13 protein-coding genes and 2 pseudogenes are annotated in these 21,567 nt (G+C 60.3%); 3 read left to right on the plus strand and 12 right to left on the minus strand.

Annotated elements, in window-relative coordinates; translation table 11 throughout:
• Positions 1–6 precede the first annotated feature (6 nt).
• The 12 genes and pseudogenes from AB4N43_RS14260 to glnE form a co-directional block, all read right to left on the minus strand.
• Positions 7–903, minus strand: coding sequence for an antimicrobial resistance protein Mig-14 (locus tag AB4N43_RS14260; protein WP_059181746.1), 897 nt, complete (start codon positions 901–903; stop codon positions 7–9).
• Positions 903–2,032, minus strand: a pseudogene (locus tag AB4N43_RS14265) (glycosyltransferase). Before AB4N43_RS14265 ends, AB4N43_RS14260 begins: the two are co-directional and overlap by 1 nt.
• Entirely contained in the window at positions 2,016–3,773 is a 1,758-nt protein-coding gene (locus AB4N43_RS14270) for a carbamoyltransferase family protein (RefSeq protein WP_027922033.1), read from the minus strand. The pseudogene AB4N43_RS14265 and the gene AB4N43_RS14270 overlap by 17 nt, the downstream one beginning before the upstream one ends.
• Positions 3,774–3,937: 164 nt before the next feature.
• On the minus strand, positions 3,938–4,273 hold the full coding sequence (locus tag AB4N43_RS14275; protein WP_032833434.1) for a YceK/YidQ family lipoprotein: 336 nt from the start codon (positions 4,271–4,273) through the stop codon (positions 3,938–3,940).
• Between the two features lie 235 nt (positions 4,274–4,508).
• A pseudogene (locus AB4N43_RS14280) lies at positions 4,509–5,959 on the minus strand (lipopolysaccharide kinase InaA family protein).
• Positions 5,959–6,711: a lipopolysaccharide kinase InaA family protein gene (locus AB4N43_RS14285; protein ID WP_027922036.1), complete on the minus strand. Its 753-nt coding sequence runs from the start codon at positions 6,709–6,711 to the stop codon at positions 5,959–5,961. Before AB4N43_RS14285 ends, AB4N43_RS14280 begins: the two are co-directional and overlap by 1 nt.
• Complete coding sequence (locus AB4N43_RS14290; RefSeq protein WP_027922037.1) at positions 6,708–7,442, minus strand: lipopolysaccharide kinase InaA family protein; 735 nt, start codon at positions 7,440–7,442, stop codon at positions 6,708–6,710. Before AB4N43_RS14290 ends, AB4N43_RS14285 begins: the two co-directional genes overlap by 4 nt.
• A complete protein-coding gene (gene rfaP, locus AB4N43_RS14295; RefSeq protein ID WP_027922038.1) occupies positions 7,442–8,248 on the minus strand; it encodes a lipopolysaccharide core heptose(I) kinase RfaP in 807 nt (268 codons plus the stop codon). The genes AB4N43_RS14290 and rfaP overlap by 1 nt, the downstream gene beginning before the upstream one ends.
• Entirely contained in the window at positions 8,248–9,369 is a 1,122-nt protein-coding gene (locus AB4N43_RS14300) for a glycosyltransferase family 4 protein (protein ID WP_059181747.1), read from the minus strand. Before AB4N43_RS14300 ends, rfaP begins: the two co-directional genes overlap by 1 nt.
• Positions 9,369–10,430 carry a lipopolysaccharide heptosyltransferase I gene (waaC, locus tag AB4N43_RS14305; protein ID WP_027922040.1) on the minus strand — a complete coding sequence of 354 codons (1,062 nt, stop codon included), beginning with the start codon at positions 10,428–10,430 and terminating at the stop codon, positions 9,369–9,371. Before waaC ends, AB4N43_RS14300 begins: the two co-directional genes overlap by 1 nt.
• A 1-nt stretch (position 10,431) precedes the next feature.
• Entirely contained in the window at positions 10,432–11,466 is a 1,035-nt protein-coding gene (waaF, locus tag AB4N43_RS14310; protein WP_059181749.1) for a lipopolysaccharide heptosyltransferase II, read from the minus strand.
• A gap of 328 nt (positions 11,467–11,794) precedes the next feature.
• Positions 11,795–14,734: a bifunctional [glutamate--ammonia ligase]-adenylyl-L-tyrosine phosphorylase/[glutamate--ammonia-ligase] adenylyltransferase gene (gene glnE / locus AB4N43_RS14315; RefSeq protein WP_027922042.1), complete on the minus strand. Its 2,940-nt coding sequence runs from the start codon at positions 14,732–14,734 to the stop codon at positions 11,795–11,797.
• Positions 14,735–15,117: 383 nt separating this feature from the next.
• Here glnE and aceE point away from each other — a divergent pair, with 383 nt between their 5' ends.
• The 3 genes from aceE to AB4N43_RS14330 all read left to right on the plus strand — a co-directional run bounded on the left by aceE (position 15,118) and on the right by AB4N43_RS14330 (position 21,427).
• Positions 15,118–17,763 carry a pyruvate dehydrogenase (acetyl-transferring), homodimeric type gene (gene aceE, locus AB4N43_RS14320; protein ID WP_027922043.1) on the plus strand — a complete coding sequence of 882 codons (2,646 nt, stop codon included), beginning with the start codon at positions 15,118–15,120 and terminating at the stop codon, positions 17,761–17,763.
• Between the two features lie 11 nt (positions 17,764–17,774).
• Positions 17,775–19,760 (plus strand): dihydrolipoyllysine-residue acetyltransferase, encoded by a 1,986-nt coding sequence (gene aceF, locus AB4N43_RS14325; RefSeq protein WP_460154169.1) that lies wholly within the window; start codon positions 17,775–17,777, stop codon positions 19,758–19,760.
• A gap of 272 nt (positions 19,761–20,032) precedes the next feature.
• The gene (locus tag AB4N43_RS14330; protein ID WP_194940981.1) at positions 20,033–21,427 is read left to right on the plus strand and encodes an alkaline phosphatase D family protein; all 1,395 of its coding nucleotides are present in this window, start codon (positions 20,033–20,035) and stop codon (positions 21,425–21,427) included.
• Positions 21,428–21,567: the final 140 nt, after the last annotated feature.

A 21,567-nucleotide genomic window follows, 5' to 3' on the forward strand; every position in this document is an offset into this window, starting at 1 on the left:
GTTCACTCACACGGTAAAAACCGGCACAGGATTGCACCAGCGGTCCTTGTATTCCCGGTCGGCGCGGCCGAAGGAAAACCGCAAAGGCTTGTCGAGGGCGCGAGCGTGTTCCCAGGCACTTTGCGTGTTGAGGAAACTCAGTACACTGCCAGGGCTGAACTCGCGGGTTTCGGGATCGACGCCACCGTTGATGTACTCGACGCTGATCCATTCCGGCGCTTCGACGCGGTACACCAGTTGAATCGCTATCGGTGCATCGTTGAGGAAAATCACCGAGCCGATCAGCAAGTCGCGCAGCAGCTCGACCACCTCGCCCATGCGCTCTGCACCCGTGGCCGGGAAGCCCCAGCGGCGCTGGAAAAGGTCGCAATAAATCGCGGCCAGCTCGGCACTGGAAAATTCGGAGACAGGACGCACAACGCCACCGGCTTCTTCCAGCAGGCGCAATTCACGGCGCTGGTTGTAGCGGAATTTTTTCGACAGTTCTTCGGGCGTGCGCGCCATGGCCAGTTGTTCGGCCTGTAGCTTGATATCGCTGAAACGGCCTTCGTTGAGGGCCGACAGATAACGCCCGCGATGGCGCAGCGGTGCGTGTGCATCGGCGGCCGCCGGCAGGATCACCTCGGCATTGCCGAGGTCGAACAAGCCTTTTTTGCCACAGCGCTTGAGCACGTCTTTGGACAGCGCCAGGTCGCGCCCCCAGGTCGGGATGGCGGCTTTCACTTCACCGTTTTGCTCCCAGGCCAGGTAGCGCACAGGGATCTCGGCCAACTGCGCCAGGCGCTCAACCACCATGGGATGCGTCGCGACGCTACCGCCAAAACGCTGCCACGCCTGTGCATAAGTCGGGGCGTCGATCACCGTCCAGCCACGTTCGCGCCAGCCTTGAAATCGGTTGAGCATCAGCCCCTCGGTGCCAGTTCTGTGACGTGTGGCATATGCCAGAAAGCCTCGCGCACGGCGCGGTCGGAGAATCGCTCACGCAAGCGGTCGAGCATCAACTCGGCACACTGGTGACGCTGCTGCTCGTCCATCGCGGCCAGATGGTGCAGCCCTTGAGCCAGGCGCTCGGCATCGCCCAACGGGAACAGGATGCCGACCCCTTCAACGACTTCCTCGCGCCACCGCACGCGGTCGCGATCAACGGCACGCCCGCGGCCATGGCTTCGAGCAGCACCATGCCGAACGGTTCGTGATCGGAGCTCAGGGCGAACACATCGAAGGCACGGAAGTAGCGACGAGCATCCGGTACTTGACCGAGAAACAGCACCCGATCGCCTATACCCAGTTCCCGGGCCAGTTCCTTGAGGTCCTGTTCCAGTCGACCTTTACCGAGAATCACCAGTTGGCTGTTGGCCGGCAACTGCGGTAATGCCAAGGCAAAACCATGCAGCAGCGTGTTCTGGTCCTTGTCCGGATGCAGTCGTCCGACGTTACCGACAATCCAGGCATCCGCCGCCAGGCCCAGGGTTTCCCGAGCCTCGCGAACCGACACCTGGCTGGTCTGTAACGCCGGGACATCGATCCGGTTATAGAGCGTCTGAATTCGCCCGGCCGGCCATTTCGGCAGGCAGCTGCGCATGTCGTCACGCACCGAGTCGGAGATTCCGAGCAGGCTGAGGCGCTTGCGGAAGATATGAGCGAACAGCTTGCGAGTGCCGCGCTTGTAATCGCCATACCCGTGATGCACACCGATGACCGGCAGCGAAGTCCCAAGCAGCGCGATGTAGATCGGCTTGAAGCGGTGGGCAATGCAGAAACTGAAATTGCGCGAAGCGGCGATCTTGCGCAGATCGCCGATGGCGCCCAGCTTCAGGCCACGAATGGCCTTGGAGCTGTATTCCATGAACAGCACTTCATCGGAAGCGCAGCCCGCAGCGACTTCACTGTCGGCGGCCCCGGTCAGAAAGACCGTGGTCACTCGATAGCCGGTCCCCGCGAACAGGCTGGCGTACTGCCGAGCGCAGTCCAGAAACGGGCCGTCATAGCCGTGACAGAACTGCAACACATGGCGTTCAGCCGAGCGAGTCATATGCGTCAGCGCCCTCTTTAACCACCAGGATGTCTTCCATGATCAGATACTGTAGGTCAGAGCCGAAGAACATGTTCAGGGCATCGGTCGGCGAGCAGATCATCGGCTCGCCACGACGGTTGAGCGAGGTGTTCAGCGACACGCCGTTGCCGGTCAGCACTTCCAGCGCTTTCATCATGTCGTAGTAGCGCGGGTTGTACTCGCGCTTGAGCACCTGGGCCCGGGACGTACCGTCTTCGTGGACGACTTCCGGCACGCGGGTCTTCCACTCTTCAGCCACTTCAAAGGTGAAGGTCATGAACGGCGCCGGGTGATCGATCTTGATCATCTGCGGGGCCACGGTGTCGAGCATCGACGGGCAGAAAGGCCTCCAGCGCTCGCGGAACTTGATCTGGTGGTTGATACGGTCAGCCACGCCAACGGCGCTCGGGCAACCGATGATCGAACGACCGCCCAAGGCACGCGGACCGAACTCCATGCGCCCCTGGAACCAGGCCACCGGGTTGCCGTCGACCATGATTTTGGCGATGTTTTCCGGCATGTTGGCGAGCTTGCGCCAGACCGGTTTGCTCGGGTGACGGGCACAGGCAGCGAGCACGTCTTCGTTGGTGTACGACGGGCCGAGGTAGACGTGTTCCATCTTCTCGACCGGCACGCCACGGGCGTTAGACACATAAGCCGCCGCACCGACCGCCGTACCGGCATCACCGGATGCAGGCTGTACGAACAGCTCTTTGACGTCATCGCGAGCGATGATTTTCTGGTTGAGCTTGACGTTCAACGCACAGCCACCGGCGTAGGCCAGCTTGCCGGTTTCCTTGAGCACGTCGCCCAGGTAGTAGTCGATCATCTGCAGCGCGATTTTTTCGAACAGCGCTTGAATGCTCGCGGCATAGTGGATGTACGGCTCGTCGGCGATGTCGCCTTCGCGCTTCGGTCCCAGCCACTCGATCAGCTTCGGCGAGAAGTAGTAGCCTTTGCCCTTCTCTTTGTAGCGACGCAGGCCGATGACGTTGGCGTAGTCGGTGTTGATCACCAGCTCGCCGTTTTCGAACGAAGCCAGGCGCGAGAAATCGTATTTGCTGGCGTCGCCGTACGGCGCCATGCCCATGACCTTGAACTCGCCGTCGAGCATATCGAAACCGAGGAACTCGGTGATCGCGCCATACAGGCCACCGAGGGAGTCCGGATCGAAGAATTCCTTGATCTTGTGGATCTTGCCGTTCTCGCCGTAACCGAAGAAGGTCGTGGCGTACTCACCCTTGCCGTCGATCCCCAGGATCGCGGTTTTCTCCTTGAAACCGGAGCAGTGGTAAGCACTGGAGGCGTGGGCCAGATGGTGCTCGACCGGCTCGATCTTGATTTTCTTCGGATCGAAGCCCAGTTGCTCGAGGCACCAGACAATCTTGTTGCGATAACGCTTGTAGCGACGGTTGCCCATCAGGATCGCGTCAAGCGCGCGGTCCGGGGCGTACCAGTAACGCTTGGCGTACTGCCAGCGAGCCTTGCCGAAAATACTGATCGGTGCGAATGGAATCGCCACCACATCTACGTCGGATGGCTTGATGCCCGCCTGTTCCAGGCAGAACTTCGCCGACTCGTAGGGCATGCGGTTCTTTGCATGTTTATCGCGCACAAAGCGCTCTTCTTCAGCCGCCGCGACCAGCTTGCCGTCGATGTACAAGGCTGCGGAAGGATCATGGCTAAGGGCGCCGGACAGGCCAAGAATCGTCAATGCCACAGGGGTCTAGCCTCTTTAGTCTGCATGCAGGCGACAAGCGCCTCAAAAATTAATGTGCCCTCGCAAGCGGCGAGAGACAGCTAAAGGGCGGGATTATAGCGTAAACATGGCGGGAATGACCCAGCGCTTATTGTCCTACAAGGGAGGAAAGCATGACGCCCCGCTTATCCTCGGCCCGGGCGCCAGTAAATGCTGAGATTGCCATCTGTAGCCTGGCGGTAGATCGTATACGGCAAGGACACGGTATCGAAGACACCCGACAGGCCCAGGTCCAGCAGCACGAACGGCACGAGGAAGCCGGTGGGATCCGGCGGGGCATTCAACACACAAAAGTCATAGGCCAGGCCGCTATAAATGCGGGGAATGGATTGACAGTAGGTTTTTTGTTTCCTGAGACTGCGGGCTGCGTCCTCATCAGCTTGCAACACCGTCATCGTGGTCCCGCAGCCGGTCAGTGCGAGCGAGAAAGCAGCCAACATAACAGCCATTTTTATGGTCAAGATTTGCCCTCCGTGAACGTCAGGCAAATTAGCATCGCGGCTATTCAGGGCACAGTTCATGGGGTCTGTAGATCACGTAGGACAATTCATCAGAACTCGTCCTCTAGATCTCAGGCGGCGGGTCTAGCCATCGTCGGAACGCCGCCCGGAGCAGGCTCACTCCTACACTGAATCTGCGTCGTGCACGAAACCACTGTGGGAGCGAGCCTGCTCCCGATAGGACCGAAGGTCCGATTCAGGCGGCGCCGGAGATATCCTTGGGAAGACGCTGATCAATGACCTGATACAGCGCGCTGCTCTCAGGCCAATTGCGCATGAACCGTGCCCGATCCCGCGCATAGGCCGGGGCAAAGCTGCCCACCGAGCCATGCTGACACATCGAATCCAGGTCAATCAGCGCCCAGCGATCTTCCTGCCAGAACAGGTTGTGGCCCTTGAAGTCACCATGGCTGATGCGCGCGCCGATCAGTTCGGCGAACAAATGATCCAGCGCCAGCAACTCCGCCTCCGGCGCATGGCCGTTTTCAACGTAGGGCGCAAAACGCTCGATGATGTCCGGACCCGGCAAATACTCAGTCACCAGATAGGCCCGACTGCGCAACCAGAGAAACCGCGTCTCCAGCAGCGCCAACGGCTTGGGCGTGGCAATGCCGAGGAATGCCAGGCGATTGCCTTCACGCCACGAATGCCACGCACGGCTCGGACGCCAGAAGCGTTTGAGCCAATGGGCAAAGCCTTTGATGTTGTAGCGCTTGATCACCAGCGTCCGACCATCAATATCGACTTTTCCTACACTCGCCGCGCCGCCGGTCTTGTACAAATGGCCTTGATCGAGCAGGGCATCGGCCTGCCCCAGCACCGGCAGCATCGCGGCCTCTTCCTCGCGACGAATCGCCCGCAGCCCGAACGCCCCGCGCTGGACGCTGAACAGCGTGCAATCGCGGCCGACCTTGATCAGAAAGTCTTTCAAACGCCAGGCGCGAACCTTATCGATCTGCTTCTGCAAGGCTTCCATCGGCAAGGCGTGCTCGCCGTTGCTCAACAGGTAATACACCAGCAGTTCTTCGATGAACGGCTCCAGCGTCTTGGGCAACTGCGCAAAAAATACGCCGAGGTTTTCCAGGACTTTGTTGCGCGACAGCGGTTGGCCCGGCGTTTCAGCACAGACACCGCCGCCATCGATCAAATACAAGCGGCCGCGCTGACGCAGCAGGTTGTCCAAGTGCAGGTCTTCTTGCCAGAGTCCCTTGCGATGCATTTGGCCGATTGCGCCCAATGCCTCGGCAATCACGGCCCCTTGCATGTCCGCCAACACGGGCAAGTGTTCGACTTTTTCCAGGTCTCCCCCAGGCTCTCGGCGCCTTCGAGGAAATCGAACAGCAGCCAGCCACCCTCGCCTTCCTTTAGCCCATCCGCCAGCAGTTGCGGTGTGGTCAGGCCTTGATCGGCCAGCAAACGCACGCCGGCCAGTTCACGCTGAAAATGCCGCGCCGCTTTGCTGCCGACCAATAATTTGGCCAGCACCGGACGGCCACGCCAGACACCGGCACCCACATAACGCTGCCCCGGCAAGACCCGCAGCAAGCTCAACAATTGCAAATCGGCGGGGCCTGCGGCGTCGGCCAGAGGAATGCTCATGGGCAGGCTCGGGGTGCGGCCGGCGTTCTTCAGTTCGGACAAGCGCATCAGCGGGTCTCCTTACGACTGCGCCGCGCAGTCAGACGTGACACCCAACTGTCCACCAACGCGCTGTCCCGAGGCTGATCGACATAGACCGCCAGCAATTCGCGCAACTGCGCGTCGGTCCACTCCGGCGCGCGACGCAGCAACGGTTCCAGATCCTTGACCCGGTCACGTTGACCGAACAACAGCGGCCGGGTCTTTTCCAGGTCGATCAACTGAGCCAGATAGCCGTCGCCGCTCGCCTGAAGAAAAATATGTTTGGGGTAGAAACAACCATGAACCTGACGCACGCCGTGCAGGCGCCGCGCCAGTTCGCCACAGGCTTTGAGGATGGCCGAATGTTGCGCCTCGCTCAGGTCCGACCAACGCTGCAACAGCGAATCCAGGTCATCCCAGCCGTCCAGCGCGCGAGTCAGCAGCACCGCGCGGACTTCACCGTTGATTTTACGCTCACCAAAAAACACCGCCTTCAGCGCCGGAATACCGAGTTTTTCATAGCGGCTGATGTTGCGAAATTCGCGGGCGAAGCTCGGCTCGCCGAAAGGCGCGTGGAAGGTACGCGTCAGGTAGTTGCTCTGGCGCTTGAGGTAAAAACCACGCCCCTCCAGATCCAGCCGAAACACACTGCTCCAGCCACCACCCGCGGTATTGGGCTCGTCCACGGCCTCGAGCTGTTTGGCCCAAAGCGCATCGAACGTGCCGAGGCCATGGCGCTCAAGCAGCGCACGGTCTTCAGCGGCCAGGAAATCAGTCATTCGCGTCCCTCGAAAAATCTCACCACGTGCCGGATGCGTTTCTTGTCGGCGGCATTCAGCCGGTCACGCTGGCGGTACTGCAGATAAAAGCGCAGGCGCTGGGTCGCCGACAGGTGGTATTTGGCCACCTTGTCGAGGCAGGCCAGGTCTTTGGTAATGCGGTACTTAAGCCAGAAGCCGTGCCAGAAATCGCCATTGGGGCAATCGATCAGGAACAGGCGGGCCTGATCATCGACCAGCAGGTTGCGCCACTTCAAATCGTTATGGGTAAAGCGATTGTCGTGCATGGTCCGGGTGTAACCGGCCAGCTGCCGACTGATCGCATCGACCCAGGCGCGGTCCGCCAACTTGGGATCACGCCGATCAGCGAGGGCCGACAAGTCTTCGGTGTTGGGCAACTCGCGGGTGATCATCGCCCCGCGGTCGTATGCCGCGCCGCGTCGCTCCAGGCCCCAGGCCACCACTTCGGCGGTAGGAATGCCCCACTTGGCGAAGCGCTTGAGGTTCTGCCATTCGGCTTTCACCCGGGGTTTGCCCAGGTAACGGCGCAGGCCTTTGCCGGCGCCGACGTAGCGTTTGACGTAGTAATTAATACCGTTGCGATTGACGCGAATGACCTCGGACAACAGGTCGCGAGTCAGCCGCTCACCTTGCAGCGCGAACACCGCTTCAAGGCTGCCAAAATCTTCTGCCAGATCGCTGTAAGCGGGCTCCAGTTTCCAACCCGCCATCAGAGCGCATCCCCATATCGCTGTTTACGGTCATAGAGTTTATTGGCCTTGCCCTCAAGCCAGGCGAGCAATGACGCTTCCTCGGCCAGAATCTGGCGCAGCGGCTGTTGGAAGTAGCCCTTGAGGAAACGCAATTTGTCACGCCGGGTCAGGCCAATGTCCAGGGCCGAAAAGTACAGTGCCGCCAGATCCTTGTTGCGCCAGCGCTGGGTGATCGCCGGGCGGGTCTGGGCACGGTGCAGGTCGATCACCGAGAGTTTGAAATCGTCAGCCGTCACCGGTTTATCGGTGTGCAGCAGGAAGTGGCAGATGTAGCAGTCGCGATGGTTGACCCCGGCGCGGTGCATCATGCCGGTCATGCGCGCGACTTCGGCGATCAGCGCACGCTTGAGCGCAGGCGCAGGCGGATGCTTGATCCAGTCGATGCTGAAGTCTTCGAGGCTGACGGTCGGCGCCAGTTCTTCGGTAACGATGAACGAGTGTTGATCTGCCGGGTTGCTGCCCTTCTCGCCGTAAGCCACGGCGGTCATGGTCGGCACGCCGACTTCTTGCAGGCGCTGAATGGCTTTCCATTCCTGACCCGCGCCGAGGACCGGCAGCTTGGCCGTCAGCAGGTTCTTGAAGATCTCGCCCCAGCCAATACCACGGTGGATCTTCACGAAAAAACCGTTGCCGTTCACTTCAGTGCGCAACGTCCGGCGCGCTTCCAGCTCACGGTAAACCTCGCCCTCGAGGCCTTCGACTTCGGTGAACGCATCGCGTCCGGCCCAAAGGCTCTTGAACGGTTCAGCCAGCATCAACTTCATTAAGCGTGCTCCGCCAGAATCACATCGGCCGCGTGTTGCGGCATGCTGTAGAGGTCGGCCGTCTCGGCAAAGGCCAGACCGTTGCGGCTCCAGGCCGCCCGTGCTTGAGCGTCGTTCAACATGCCCCTCAGGTACTGCGTCAGTTGGGCCTGCTCGAAGGGTTCGTCCAGCACCAGCCCGGCGTCGGCCTCGGCGATGTAATGGGCGTAACCACACACTGCGCTCACCAATACCGGCAACCCGGCCACCAGGGCTTCGAGCAACACGGTCCCGGTGTTTTCGTTGTACGCCGGGTGGATCAACAGGTCGGCACCGAGCAGGAAACGCGGGATATCGCTGCGCCCCTTGAGGAACGTCACGTTGTCGCCCAGCCCCAAAGCAGCGCTCTGCATCTGGAATAATTTGGGGTCATCCTGGCCAATTACAAACAGCCGGGTGCGCTTCTTCAGATCGGCGGGCAATGCGGCCAGCGCCTTGAGGCTACGATCCACGCCCTTGGTCTTGAACCCCGAGCCGATTTGCACCAGCAGCAGTTCATCGTCTTTCAGGTTGAACTCGGCACGGAAACCGGCACGAATTTCGGCCGCATTGGGCGGCGCGCGACGGTCCTGGGAAATTCCCGGTGGCAGCAGGTGAAAACGCTCCAGCGGCGTGTCGTAATGCTTGATGAACAGCGGCTGCTGCACTTCGGAAATCATGAGCACTTCGGTCTTGGCGTCCTTGGCGAACACCGCGCGCTCATACTCGGCAAAGTGTCGGTAACGGCCCCAACGCCGGTACAACGAGTGCCGCAGGTTCTGCGCCTTGTCTTCGAAGCAGCCGTCGGCGGCGTAGTAAACGTCCAGGCCCGGCATCTTGTTGAAACCGATCAAGCGGTCCACGGGGCGTTTGGCCAGGTCCGCTTCCATCCACTCACTGAGTTTTTCGTTACGGCGATGATTGAACAGCGCCTTGACCGGTGCCACCAGCACTTCGAAACCCGGCGGAACGTCGCCTTCCCAGATCAGCGTGTAGACACGGATCTGATGGCCACGCTGCTGACATTCAAGGGCGATGCGCATGAAGTCACGCTGCAGCCCTCCGAACGGAAAATACTTGTACAAGACGAATGCCAATTGCATCAGCGCAGCTCCTCAGCCAGTAACAACGTGCTCAGTCGGGTCGCGACACGCTCGGGATTCAGACGCGTGAAGCACAGCGGCCACTCGCGTTTCAAGTTGAACTGACGGGCATCCTGTTCCGTCGGTTGATACGTGCATTTCTTTTGCAGGCACGGTGCGCAGGGGAAGTCGCTGGCGATGTGAATCTGCGCTTTACCGTAGGCGCCGGTCAGGCCCGGGTTGGTCGGGCCGAACAGCGACAGGGTCGGGACGTCGAGCGCGGCGGCCAGATGACCAAGGCCGGTGTCCACGGCGACACAGGCCTGCGCGCTGGCCAGCACTTTGCCGACACCGGCCAGGTTCAGTTTGGGCAGCACTTCGACATGGCGGAACCCGGCGGCGATGCGCTCGGCCCGGGCTTTCTCGATCGGGTTGCCCCACGGTAGTTTCACGCCGACGCCCAGATAACCAACGCGTTCGGCCAGCTCACGCCAGTAGGCTTCCGGCCAGTGTTTGGTGTCCCACGTGGTGCCATGCAGGAACAGCACATACGGATTCTTGCGTGGCAGTTCGACCAAGCGTTCGACGTTCAGGCCGTAATCGCCCAGGCCTTTGGGCAAGTCGTAGCCCAACGCCAGGGCGAACAATTGACGCACCCGCTCCACCGCGTGCTGTCCACGGCCCACCGCCAGGCGGCGGGAGTAGAAGCGTGCAGCCACCGGCTCGCGCGCCGAATCCTTGTCCAGCCCGGCGACCGGCGCCTTGACGTAGCGTGTCAGCCAGGCGCTCTTCAGCAGGCCTTGGGCGTCGATCACCAGATCATATTTTTCGGCACGAATGCTTTGTTTGAAGCGCTTCCACTCGCCACTCTTGATGGTTTGCCAGAGGTTCTTGCGCCAGCGACGGATCGCCACCGGGATCACCTTGCCCACGGCCGGGTGCCAGGTCGGAATCTCGGCGAAGCCTTCTTCCACCACCCAGTCGAACGTGATGCCGGGGATCGCCCGCGCCGCATCGGTCAGCGCCGGCAACGCGTGAATCACGTCGCCCAGCGAAGAAGTCTTGATCAGCAGAACCCGCAAACTATTTGACCTCGACCACAGTGCCCTGCAACCGCTGCAAGGCTTCGTTCACGGCTTGCGGCATCAGCTGGCGCAAGCAGTTGTAATGACCGAAACGGCACGTGCGATCGAAGCACGGACTGCATTCGATGCCCAGGCGTACCACTTCGACATGCTCGGCCAGAGGCGGGGTAAAGCCCGGCGATGTCGAGCCATAGACGGCCACCAGCGGGCGGTTCAACGCGGCGGCGACGTGCATCAGGCCGGAGTCGTTGGACACCACCGCGTCAGCGCAGGACATCAGGTCGATGGCTTCCGCCAGCGAGGTGCCACCGCTGAGGTTGACCGACTCTTCACGCAGGCCGGGAATCAGCCGCGCACGGATGTCTTCGCCCACCGCGTGATCGTTTTTCGAACCGAACAGCCAGACTTGCCAGCCTTCGCGAATCTTCGCTTCGGCGACCTTGGCGTAATGCTCGGATGGCCAGCGCTTGGCCTCGCCGAACTCGGCGCCGGGGCACAGGACCAGCACCGGACGGTCGAGGGTCAGGTCGAATTTGGCCAGCGTCGCATCGCGGGTGACCGGGTCGATCTGCAAGCTCGGACGAGGATAAGGGGTCGGCAGTTCGGCGCCGGGCTCAAACGCCAGGGCCATGAAGCGCTCGATCATCAACGGATAACGTTCTTTATCCAGCGTGCGCACGTCATTGAGCAGGCCGTAGCGGAACTCGCCACGCCAGCCAGTGCGTTTGGGGATGCCGGCGAAGAACGGCACCAGCGCCGACTTCAGCGAATTGGGCAGCAAAATCGCCTGGTCGTACTGGCCGGCCAGGGATTTGCCGATGCGCCGACGGGTCGCCAGCTCCAAGGCACCGTGGCCGAGCGGAAAGCTCAAGGCCTGCCGGACTTCGGGCATGCGCTCCAGGATCGGCCGGCTCCACTCGGGGGCCAGGACGTCGATTTCGCATTGCGGGTGGCGTTGCTTGAGGCACTGAAACAGTGTCTGCGCCATCACCATGTCACCGACCCAACTGGGCCCAACGATCAGAATTTTCATGTGGCTTCCAAAAACGAACCGGGGAGGCCTACGCCTCCCCGCCTCGAGAATTCTACAAAACACTGCAGATCTACTGTGGGAGCAAGCCTGCACACGAGAGGGGCGTTACATCCAACATCAACGTCGCCTGAGACTCCGCAATCGCGGGCAAGCCCACTCCCACAGGGTTTTGCGCTCTGTCCTGCTTCTGCAATTCACCGCAGATCACTGTGGGAGCGGGCTTGCCCGCGATTGCGCAGTGACAGTCAGCATAAATGTTGTATGTGACGGCCCTCTCGCGAGCAAGCCCGCTCCCACATGGGGTATCCAGCGTTACAACTATCCTGTTTCAGCTTAACCCCAGCTCGCGCCAGATCCGCACTACCTGCCGGCGTTCATCGACAAACTGATCGCCTGGTATCACCCCGGCGTCCTTCTGCAAGGCCTGCCGGTGAGCGGCGGAGCGGTAGGCTTTATAGGCCTCGCGCAACAAGTTGGCGTCTTCGACGGGCATCAGCCCTTCGTGCTCCAGCTCTTCCAGAATGCGGATGTTGTCGGTCCAGCGCAGCAATGGCGGGTGTGTTTCGGACCACGCCAGGGCCGCGTATTGCACCATAAATTCAATATCGACGATACCTCCGGCGTCCTGCTTGAGATCGAACGGCGCCGTGGCCTCGAAGGCATTTGCCCCGGTGCCGGCCGCGGTGCTCTTGCTGCCAAGGTTGTCGCGCATCTTGGCGCGCATCTCGCTGACCTCCTGACGCAAGGTCGACAGGTCCCGCGCCTTGCCCAATATCGCCGCGCGCACTTTCTCGAACGCCTGGCCGACATCCTGACTGCCCACTAGTACCCGCGCTCGCACCAACGCCTGATGCTCCCAGGTCCAGGCTTCATTTTCCTGATAGCGGGCAAACGCCCCCAGCGAACTGACCAACAACCCCGATGCACCGGACGGTCGCAGGCGCATGTCCACTTCATACAGCTGGCCGGAGTTGGTCTGCGCCGTCAGCAAGTGAATGATCCGCTGCCCCAACCGAGTAAAAAATTGCGCGCCATCAATCGGTTTAGGCCCGTCGGTTTCTGCTTGCGGATCGCCGTCGTGGATAAACACCAGGTCAAGGTCCGAACCATGCCCCAATTCCAGTCCGCCGACTTTCCCATAACCGACAATGATGAAGCCGGGATCGCACAACGTGCCGTCGGTGCGCAGCGGCGTGCCGTACTTGGCCACAGTCTGGCGCCAGGCCAGGGCCAGCACTTGTTCCAGGATCGCCTCAGCGAGCCAGGTCAGGTAATCGCTGACTTTCATCAACGGCAGGCTGCCGGCAATTTCCGAGGCGGCGACGCGCAAGCGATGCGCCAGTTTGAAATGGCGCAGGGCTTCCATTTGCTGTTCGAGGTCGTCCTCGGGAATCCGCGTCAGGCGCTCGCGCAACTCGGCGGCCAGTTCCGGCGCCAGCGGCGGCTTGAATAGCCGGCCCTCGTTGAGCAATTCGTCGAGCAGCAGCGGGAAACGGGTGATCTGTTCAGCGATCCACGGGCTCGCAGCGCACAAGGTCAGCAAGCGGCGCAGCGCACCGGGGTTTTCGGTCAGCAACACCAGATACGCGGAGCGACGAGCCACGGCTTCCACCAGCGGCAGCACGCGCTCCAGCACCAGATCCGGATTGGCATGTTCAACGGCCTGAGCCAGCAAACGGGGAATAAAGGCATCAAGGCGTTCTCGGCCCAAGCGCTGCATCGCTCGCAATTGCGGGCTGCTGCGCAAACCGGCCAAGGCTTTCAGGGCTTTGGTGGCGTCCTTGAAACCGCCCTCCTCCAACTGACGGCAGGCGGCCTCTTCGTCCTGAGCCTCTTCCCACAGCGGCAGCCATTCGCCGCCGACCACCACTTCGCTTTCAGTGCCCTCCTCTTCATCGGGATCGGCAATCACCTGAGCGAAGTGCCAGGCCACACGACCACGCCAATACATCAGCTGCTCGTGGAAAGCGTCCCAGTCGGCGAAGCCCAACATAAAGGCAATACGCGCCTGATCCTGCGCGCCGTCCGGCAGCATCTGGGTCTGGCGGTCGGCAATCGCCTGGATCGCGTGCTCGGTGTAACGCAGGAATTCGTAGCCTTCGCGCAACTCGCTGATCACCGCCGGTGGCAGATAACCCTGACCTTCCAGCGTGCTCAGTACTTTTAATAGAGGGCGTTGTTGCAGGCTCAGGTCGCGGCCGCCGTGGATCAGCTGAAACGCCTGGGCAATAAATTCGACTTCACGGATGCCGCCGGAACCGAGCTTGATGTTGTCGGCCATGCCCTTGCGCCGCACTTCCTGCTGGATCAGCTGCTTCATGGTGCGCAGCGCTTCGATGGCCGAGAAATCCAGGTAACGCCGGTAAACGAACGGGCGCAGCATCTCCTGCAATTGCGCGCCGGCCACTTGATCGCCGGCCACCACCCGCGATTTGATCATCGCGTAGCGTTCCCAGTCGCGGCCCTGATCCTGGTAATACTGCTCCAGCGCATTGAAGCTCAAGACCAATGCACCGGCCGAACCGTATGGCCGCAAGCGCATGTCGACGCGGAACACGAAGCCGTCGACGGTCATCGGGTCCAGCGCCTTGATCAGGCGCTGGCCAAGACGGATGAAGAATTCCTGGTTATCCAGCGAGCGTTTCACCCCGACGGTTTCGCCGCCCTCGGGGTAGGCGAAGATCAGGTCGATGTCCGACGACAGATTGAGCTCCACGGCGCCGAGCTTGCCCATGCCGAGGATGACCATCTGCTGCGGCTCGCCACTGCGGCGGCCAGTCGGCACGCCGAATTGCTGGCAATGACGCGAATATAACCACTGATAGGCTTGATCGATGCTCGCATCGGCCATGTCCGAGAGGTCGCGGCAGGTCTGGACCAGATCGGCCTGACGGGTCAGGTCGCGCCAGATGATTCGCACTTGATGACGGGTGCGCTGGCGACGCAGGACGCGGCCGAGTTCGTCTTCGGTTTGCGCTGCATTCACCGCCGCCGCAATCTGCGCGCACAGCTCGCCGGGCGCGAAGCTGCGGTCCAGTTCGCCGGACTGCACCAGAGCCAGCAACATCAAAGGGTCACGCACACTCTGTTCAATCACAAAGTCGCTGGCCGCCGCGACACGGGCGAATTGCGCCCAGCGTTCAGGTGTCCAGGTCGACAGGCCATGGTCATCTTCAAGTGCCGCAACGGCGGCACGGAACGACTGCTCGGCACGGGTGACAAACGGCTGGAGAATGGCGGGCAGTTCGGCAAGCGCGGGAAGGCTCATGGTCTATCCTTGATCGGCGTAGAACGGGTTGCATGTAGTGAATTTTCATATTGCACTACGTGGAGGACTGTCGAACAAAAGTTAGAAATAGCTGAAAATTCTTTATTTTTGGCAGTGAACATCAAGCTTTCACCTTTTGTGGTTGGTAAAAGACCAACCTTAACGATTATTCTCACAACGCAGCCGGAGGCCACAAGCCATTCATCTGTAGTTTTACTACTCGTATATACATTCGAAAGGCTGAAATGCCCGAAGATTTGTAGTAAAACTACACGCCGCCGGAACAACCTCTCGGCAATCCAAGAATTTATATCGTCTGCCCACAAGGCCAGTCGCAAACTCAGGCAACCGATTCTGGAAGCCTTTCCGCCCTGGAGCAAGCCATGCAAGACCTCGATCCCGTCGAAACCCAGGAATGGCTGGACGCCCTGGAATCGGTTCTCGACAAAGAAGGCGAAGACCGCGCTCACTATCTGATGACCCGTATGGGCGAATTGGCGACCCGCAGCGGTTCGCAACTGCCTTACGCCATCACCACGCCATACCGCAACACCATTCCCGTTACCCACGAAGCACGCATGCCTGGCGACCTGTTCATGGAACGCCGCATTCGCTCGTTGGTACGCTGGAACGCGATGGCCATGGTGATGCGTACGAACCTGAAAGATTCTGACCTGGGCGGTCACATCTCCAGCTTCGCCTCCAGCGCCACCCTGTATGACATCGGCTTCAACTATTTCTTCCAGGCCCCGACCGACGAACACGGCGGCGACCTGATCTACTTCCAGGGCCACACCTCGCCAGGCGTTTACGCCCGTGCATTCATGGAAGGCCGCATCACCGAAGACCAGATGAACAACTTCCGCCAGGAAGTCGACGGTCACGGCTTGTCGTCCTACCCGCACCCTTGGCTGATGCCTGACTTCTGGCAGTTCCCGACCGTATCCATGGGTCTGGGCCCGATCCAGGCGATCTACCAGGCACGTTTCATGAAGTACCTGGAAGCCCGTGGCTTCATCCCGGAAGGCAAGCAGAAGGTCTGGTGCTTCCTGGGCGACGGCGAGTGTGACGAGCCGGAATCCCTGGGCGCGATCTCGCTGGCTGGCCGCGAGAAGCTCGACAACCTGATCTTCGTCATTAACTGCAACCTGCAGCGCCTCGACGGCCCGGTTCGCGGCAACGGCAAGATCATCCAGGAACTCGAAGGCGTTTTCCGCGGTGCTCAGTGGAACGTGACCAAAGTCATCTGGGGCCGTTTCTGGGACCCACTGCTGGCCAAGGACGTCGACGGTATCCTGCAACGTCGCATGGACGAAGTCATCGACGGCGAGTACCAGAACTACAAAGCCAAAGACGGCGCGTTCGTGCGTGAACACTTCTTCAACTCGCCAGAACTCAAGGCGATGGTTGCTGATCTGTCCGACGACGAGATCTGGAAACTCAACCGTGGCGGCCACGACCCGTACAAGGTCTATGCGGCGTACCACGAAGCGGTCAACCACAAAGAACAACCGACTGTCATCCTGGCCAAGACCATCAAGGGTTATGGCACCGGTGCCGGCGAAGCGAAGAACACCGCGCACAACACCAAGAAGGTTGATGTTGAAAGCCTGAAGCTGTTCCGCGATCGTTTCGACATCCCGGTCAAGGACGAAGAGCTGGAAAACCTGCCGTTCTTCAAGCCAGAGCCAAACAGCGCCGAAGCCCGCTACCTGAGCGAGCGCCGCACTGCACTGGGCGGTTTCGTACCACAGCGCCGCGCGCAGAGCTTCAGCGTGCCAACGCCGCCACTCGATACCCTCAAGGCAATCCTTGATGGCTCGGGCGACCGTGAGATTTCCACCACCATGGCGTTCGTGCGGATCCTCGCGCAACTGGTCAAGGACAAGGAAATCGGCTCGCGCATCGTTCCGATCATCCCGGACGAAGCCCGTACCTTCGGTATGGAAGGCATGTTCCGTCAGTTGGGCATCTACTCCTCCGTCGGCCAGCTCTACGAGCCAGTCGATAAAGACCAGGTGATGTTCTACAAGGAAGACAAGAAGGGCCAGATCCTCGAAGAAGGCATCAACGAAGCAGGCGCCATGAGCTCCTTCATCGCTGCCGGTACTTCGTACTCCAGCCACAACCAGCCAATGCTGCCGTTCTACATCTTCTACTCGATGTTCGGCTTCCAGCGTATCGGCGACCTCGCCTGGGCCGCTGGCGACAGCCGTACCCGTGGCTTCCTGATCGGCGGCACCGCCGGCCGGACCACACTGAACGGCGAAGGCCTGCAACACGAAGATGGTCACAGCCACATCCTGGCCGGCACCATCCCGAACTGCCGCACCTTTGATCCAACCTACGGCTATGAGCTGGCGGTGATCATCCAGGACGGCATGAAGAAGATGACCGAAGAGCAGCAGGACGTTTTCTACTACATCACCGTGATGAACGAGTCCTACCAGCAGCCAGCCATGCCGGCCGGTGTCGAGGAAGGCATCATCAAGGGCATGTACCTGCTCGAAGAAGACACCCGCGAAGCGGCACACCACGTTCAGCTGATGGGCTCCGGCACCATCCTGCGTGAAGTCCGTGAAGCGGCGAAGATTCTGCGTGAAGAGTTCAACGTCGGCGCTGACGTATGGAGCGTTACCAGCTTCAACGAACTGCGTCGCGATGGCCTGGCCGTCGAGCGCAGCAACCGCCTGCACCCGGGCCAGAAGCCTAAGCTGAGCTACGTCGAAGAGTGCCTGAACGGCCGTAAAGGTCCGGTCATCGCCTCTACCGACTACATGAAGTTGTTCGCTGAGCAAATTCGTCAGTGGGTCCCGTCCAAGGAATTCAAAGTCCTGGGCACCGACGGCTTCGGCCGCAGCGACAGCCGCAAGAAACTGCGTCATTTCTTCGAAGTCGACCGTCATTTCGTGGTGTTGGCAGCCCTGGAAGCATTGGCTGACCGTGGTGACATCGAACCTAAGGTTGTGGCTGAAGCCATCACCAAGTTCGGTATCAACCCGGAAAAACTCAACCCACTGGACTGCTGAGGAGAGATTCTGTGAGCGAACTCATTCGCGTACCTGACATCGGCAGCGGTGAAGGTGAAGTAATTGAACTGTTTGTGAAGGTCGGCGACCGTGTCGAAGCCGACCAGAGCATCCTGACGCTGGAATCGGACAAGGCGAGCATGGAAATTCCTGCGCCTAAAGCCGGCATCGTCAAAAGCATTAAAGTGAAGCTGGGCGATCGCCTGAAAGAAGGCGACGAACTGCTCGAGCTGGAAGTCGAAGGTGCCGCTGCTGCGGCCCCTGCGGCTGCCGCTGCGCCGGCTGCAAAAGCTGAAGCGAAACCGGCTGCGGCTCCTGCTGCCGCCGCCGCGCCAGCTGCTGCGCCGGCTGCCGCTTCGATTCAGAAAGTGCACGTGCCGGACATCGGTTCGGCGGGCAAGGCCCAGATCATCGAGATCCAGGTCAAGGTCGGCGACACCGTCGAGGCTGATCAATCCTTGATCACCCTGGAATCCGACAAGGCGAGCATGGAAATCCCATCGCCCGCCGCTGGCGTGATCAAGGCCATCAGCGTCAAGCTCAACGACGAAGTCGGCACCGGCGACCTGATTCTGGATCTGGAAGTGGCAGGTGCTGCGGCCCCTGCTGCTGCTCCAGCTCCAGCTCCAGCTCCAGCTCCAGCTCAGGCTGCTGCACCTGCCGCCGCGGCTCCAGCGCCAGCCGCTGCAGCTCCGGCTGCTCCAGTGGCCGACAGCGTTCAGGACATCCACGTTCCGGACATCGGTTCGGCGGGCAAGGCCAAGATCATCGAAGTCCTGGTCAAGGCCGGCGACACCGTTGAAGCCGACCAGTCGCTGATCACCCTGGAATCCGACAAGGCGAGTATGGAAATCCCATCGCCTGCCGCTGGCGTGGTGGAAAGCGTTTCCATCAAGCTGGATGACGAAGTCGGTACCGGCGACCTGATCCTCAAGCTGAAAGTCAAAGGCGCTGCGCCTGCTGCCGCCCCGGCTCCGGCCGCCGCTGCTGCACCGAGTGCTCCGGCGCCAGCCGCTGCTGCACCTGCCGCCGCCGCACCGGCTGCCGCCCCGGTTGCTGCTCCAGCCAAGCCTGGCGCCAAAGTTCACGCCGGCCCGGCCGTGCGTCAACTGGCTCGCGAGTTCGGCGTCGAGCTGAACGCCGTCGGCGCCAGTGGCCCGCACGGTCGCATCCTCAAAGAAGACGTGCAGGTTTACGTCAAAGCGATGATGCAGAAGGCCAAGGAAGCACCGGCCGCTGCTGCCGGCGCAACCGGCGGCGCAGGCATCCCGCCAATTCCGGTCGTGGACTTCAGCCGCTTCGGTGAAACCGAAGAAGTGCCGATGACTCGCCTGATGCAAATCGGCGCGTCGAGCCTGCATCGCAGCTGGCTGAACATTCCGCACGTGACTCAGTTCGATTCGGCTGATATCACCGAACTGGAAGCGTTCCGTATCGCTCAGAAAGCCGTTGCAGAGAAGGCCGGTGTCAAGCTGACCATCCTGCCGCTGCTGCTCAAGTCCTGCGCGCATTTGCTCAAGGAACTGCCGGACTTCAACAGTTCGCTGGCACCCAGCGGCAAAGCGATCATCCGCAAGAAGTACGTGAACATCGGCTTCGCCGTCGACACCCCTGAAGGCCTGCTGGTACCGGTCATCAAGAACGTCGACCAGAAGAGCCTGTTGCAACTGGCAGCCGAAGCCGCTGCGCTGGCCGCCAAAGCCCGCGACAAAAAGCTCACCGCTGACGACATGCAAGGCGCCTGCTTCACCATTTCCAGCCTCGGCCACATTGGCGGCACCGGCTTCACGCCGATCGTCAACGCGCCGGAAGTGGCGATCCTCGGTGTTTCCAAGGCAACCATCCAGCCAGTCTGGGACGGCAAAGCCTTCCAGCCGAAACTGATGCTGCCACTGTCGCTGTCCTACGATCACCGCGTGATCAACGGCGCCGCTGCTGCACGCTTCACCCAGCGTCTGAGCAGCCTGCTGGCGGACATCCGCACCATCCTGCTGTAACACCGAGCGGCCCTCCCTCACCGGAGGGCCGCTCGCGTTCCACGTTTTCCGAGCGCCACGCTCGTACCTCAACCCCGCCAATTTGGCGGGGCTTTTTTTTGCCCTGAATAAAGCTTCTTCCTACAGCAGCGGCTTACATTGCCCACAACTCAAGTCCACTTCCTCCCGATATTTTCTTCGAAGCAGCAACTAGTCTTAGTTGCACTGAAACTTAATAAAACCACATCAGCTACTTCCTGCTTCGCTAGCAATTACTTCGAATGGAATCGAACATGTTAAAACCGACTGTCGGCCCGATTATGGGCCACACTACAACTAATCACGCGCGCATTTTTCTGCGTGGAGAACTTCAAGATAATGCATTGGCATTTGCAGGGGTTCGTTATCGGCGCCAAGGCGAAGCCCATTGGTCCCGAGGCGAATTTGTTAAGTTGACGCGCTTGCGCGACATGGCCGATGTGATTGCGCTCAATGAGCTGGCCAGCGACACCGAGTACGAATATCAGGCCGGCTGGTTCAGCCCGATGAGCCCGGTGCATACCGTGGAAACGGTCCAGGAACTGCCACTGCAATGGCCACGGGAGATTTACCGGTTCCGCACTCGCTCCAGCAAGACCACCACGCCACGAGCTTACGTGGTCGGCTCTTGCCGCTATCTACGCATGACGGCAGGCATTGCGTCGGCGCCGAAACGGGGTGACCGGATTTTTGCCTCGATTGCCGATTTGACGCAGCAGGTTGACCCGCCTGTCAGCGCGATGCTGATGACCGGCGACCAAATCTATGTCGATGACTTGAACCTCGTTGCTCCCGACCGGGAATACAAGGAAATACTCAATAAGTATCGTGCAGCTTTTTCCCAACCGAACATATCCAGATTAATGTCTAATTTGCCGACCTACATGATCCTCGACGACCATGAAATAGAAGACAACTGGCCTGCCAACAAAAGCAAGGGCGACGCTTACTTATATAAAAACGCCATCGCGGCTTATGAGCTCTATCAAGCCAGCCACAGTCCGGCACATGAACTTCTGACCAACGGACAGATAAACAGAAAACTAGAACGTTATTGGTATCAGTTCACCGACGGTGATATTGAATGGTTTGTCACCGACAGCCGTACTCGCCGCAACCTGTCCGCCGATGATCGCCGTATCCTTGATGAAGAACAGGAACAAACACTGCTCAAATGGCTGATCCACAGCCCGGCCCGGGTCAAATTCGTGGTCACTAGCGTGATGTTCTACCCCGACCGCAAACGCCATGGCGATGACGCCTGGAAGGCCTTTCCAGAACAACGCCTGCGGTTGCTGGAGACGATTCGCACGCACCGCATCAAGAACGTCATATTCGTGTCGGGCGATGTCCACGGCTCCTTGACCAGTCGCCTGACCCACAGCGCAAACCCGGACTTCGAGGTGCACACCGTTGTCTCTTCGCCGCTGTGCAACAGCAAACTGCTGCCATACGCCAAGGCCTCCACCTTCATTCTGGATCAGCCGCTGGCGCAAACGGCGGCGGGGGACTATCGGCATGAACTGACCAGCCAAGTCGTCAGCGAGGACAACTTCGCCCATCTGATCGTTGATGGCGAGCAGGTTCAGGTCAATTACCACGACCGGGACGGCAAACGATTACAAACGGTAAACATCCCGCTGCACTAAGGTCATGAAGGCCAAATGCATTAGTTTTGAGCCCGGGCTGAAGAAAACTTCGCGCCGGCCGACATATTCTTATAGCACTTGGCCTTCATGTCTCTTGTCAGTCGGGGCCGCAATGATGCAACCTTGCCGCAGACAACAGT

The sequence above is a fragment of the Pseudomonas sp. S2_B07 genome, from assembly GCF_054668435.1.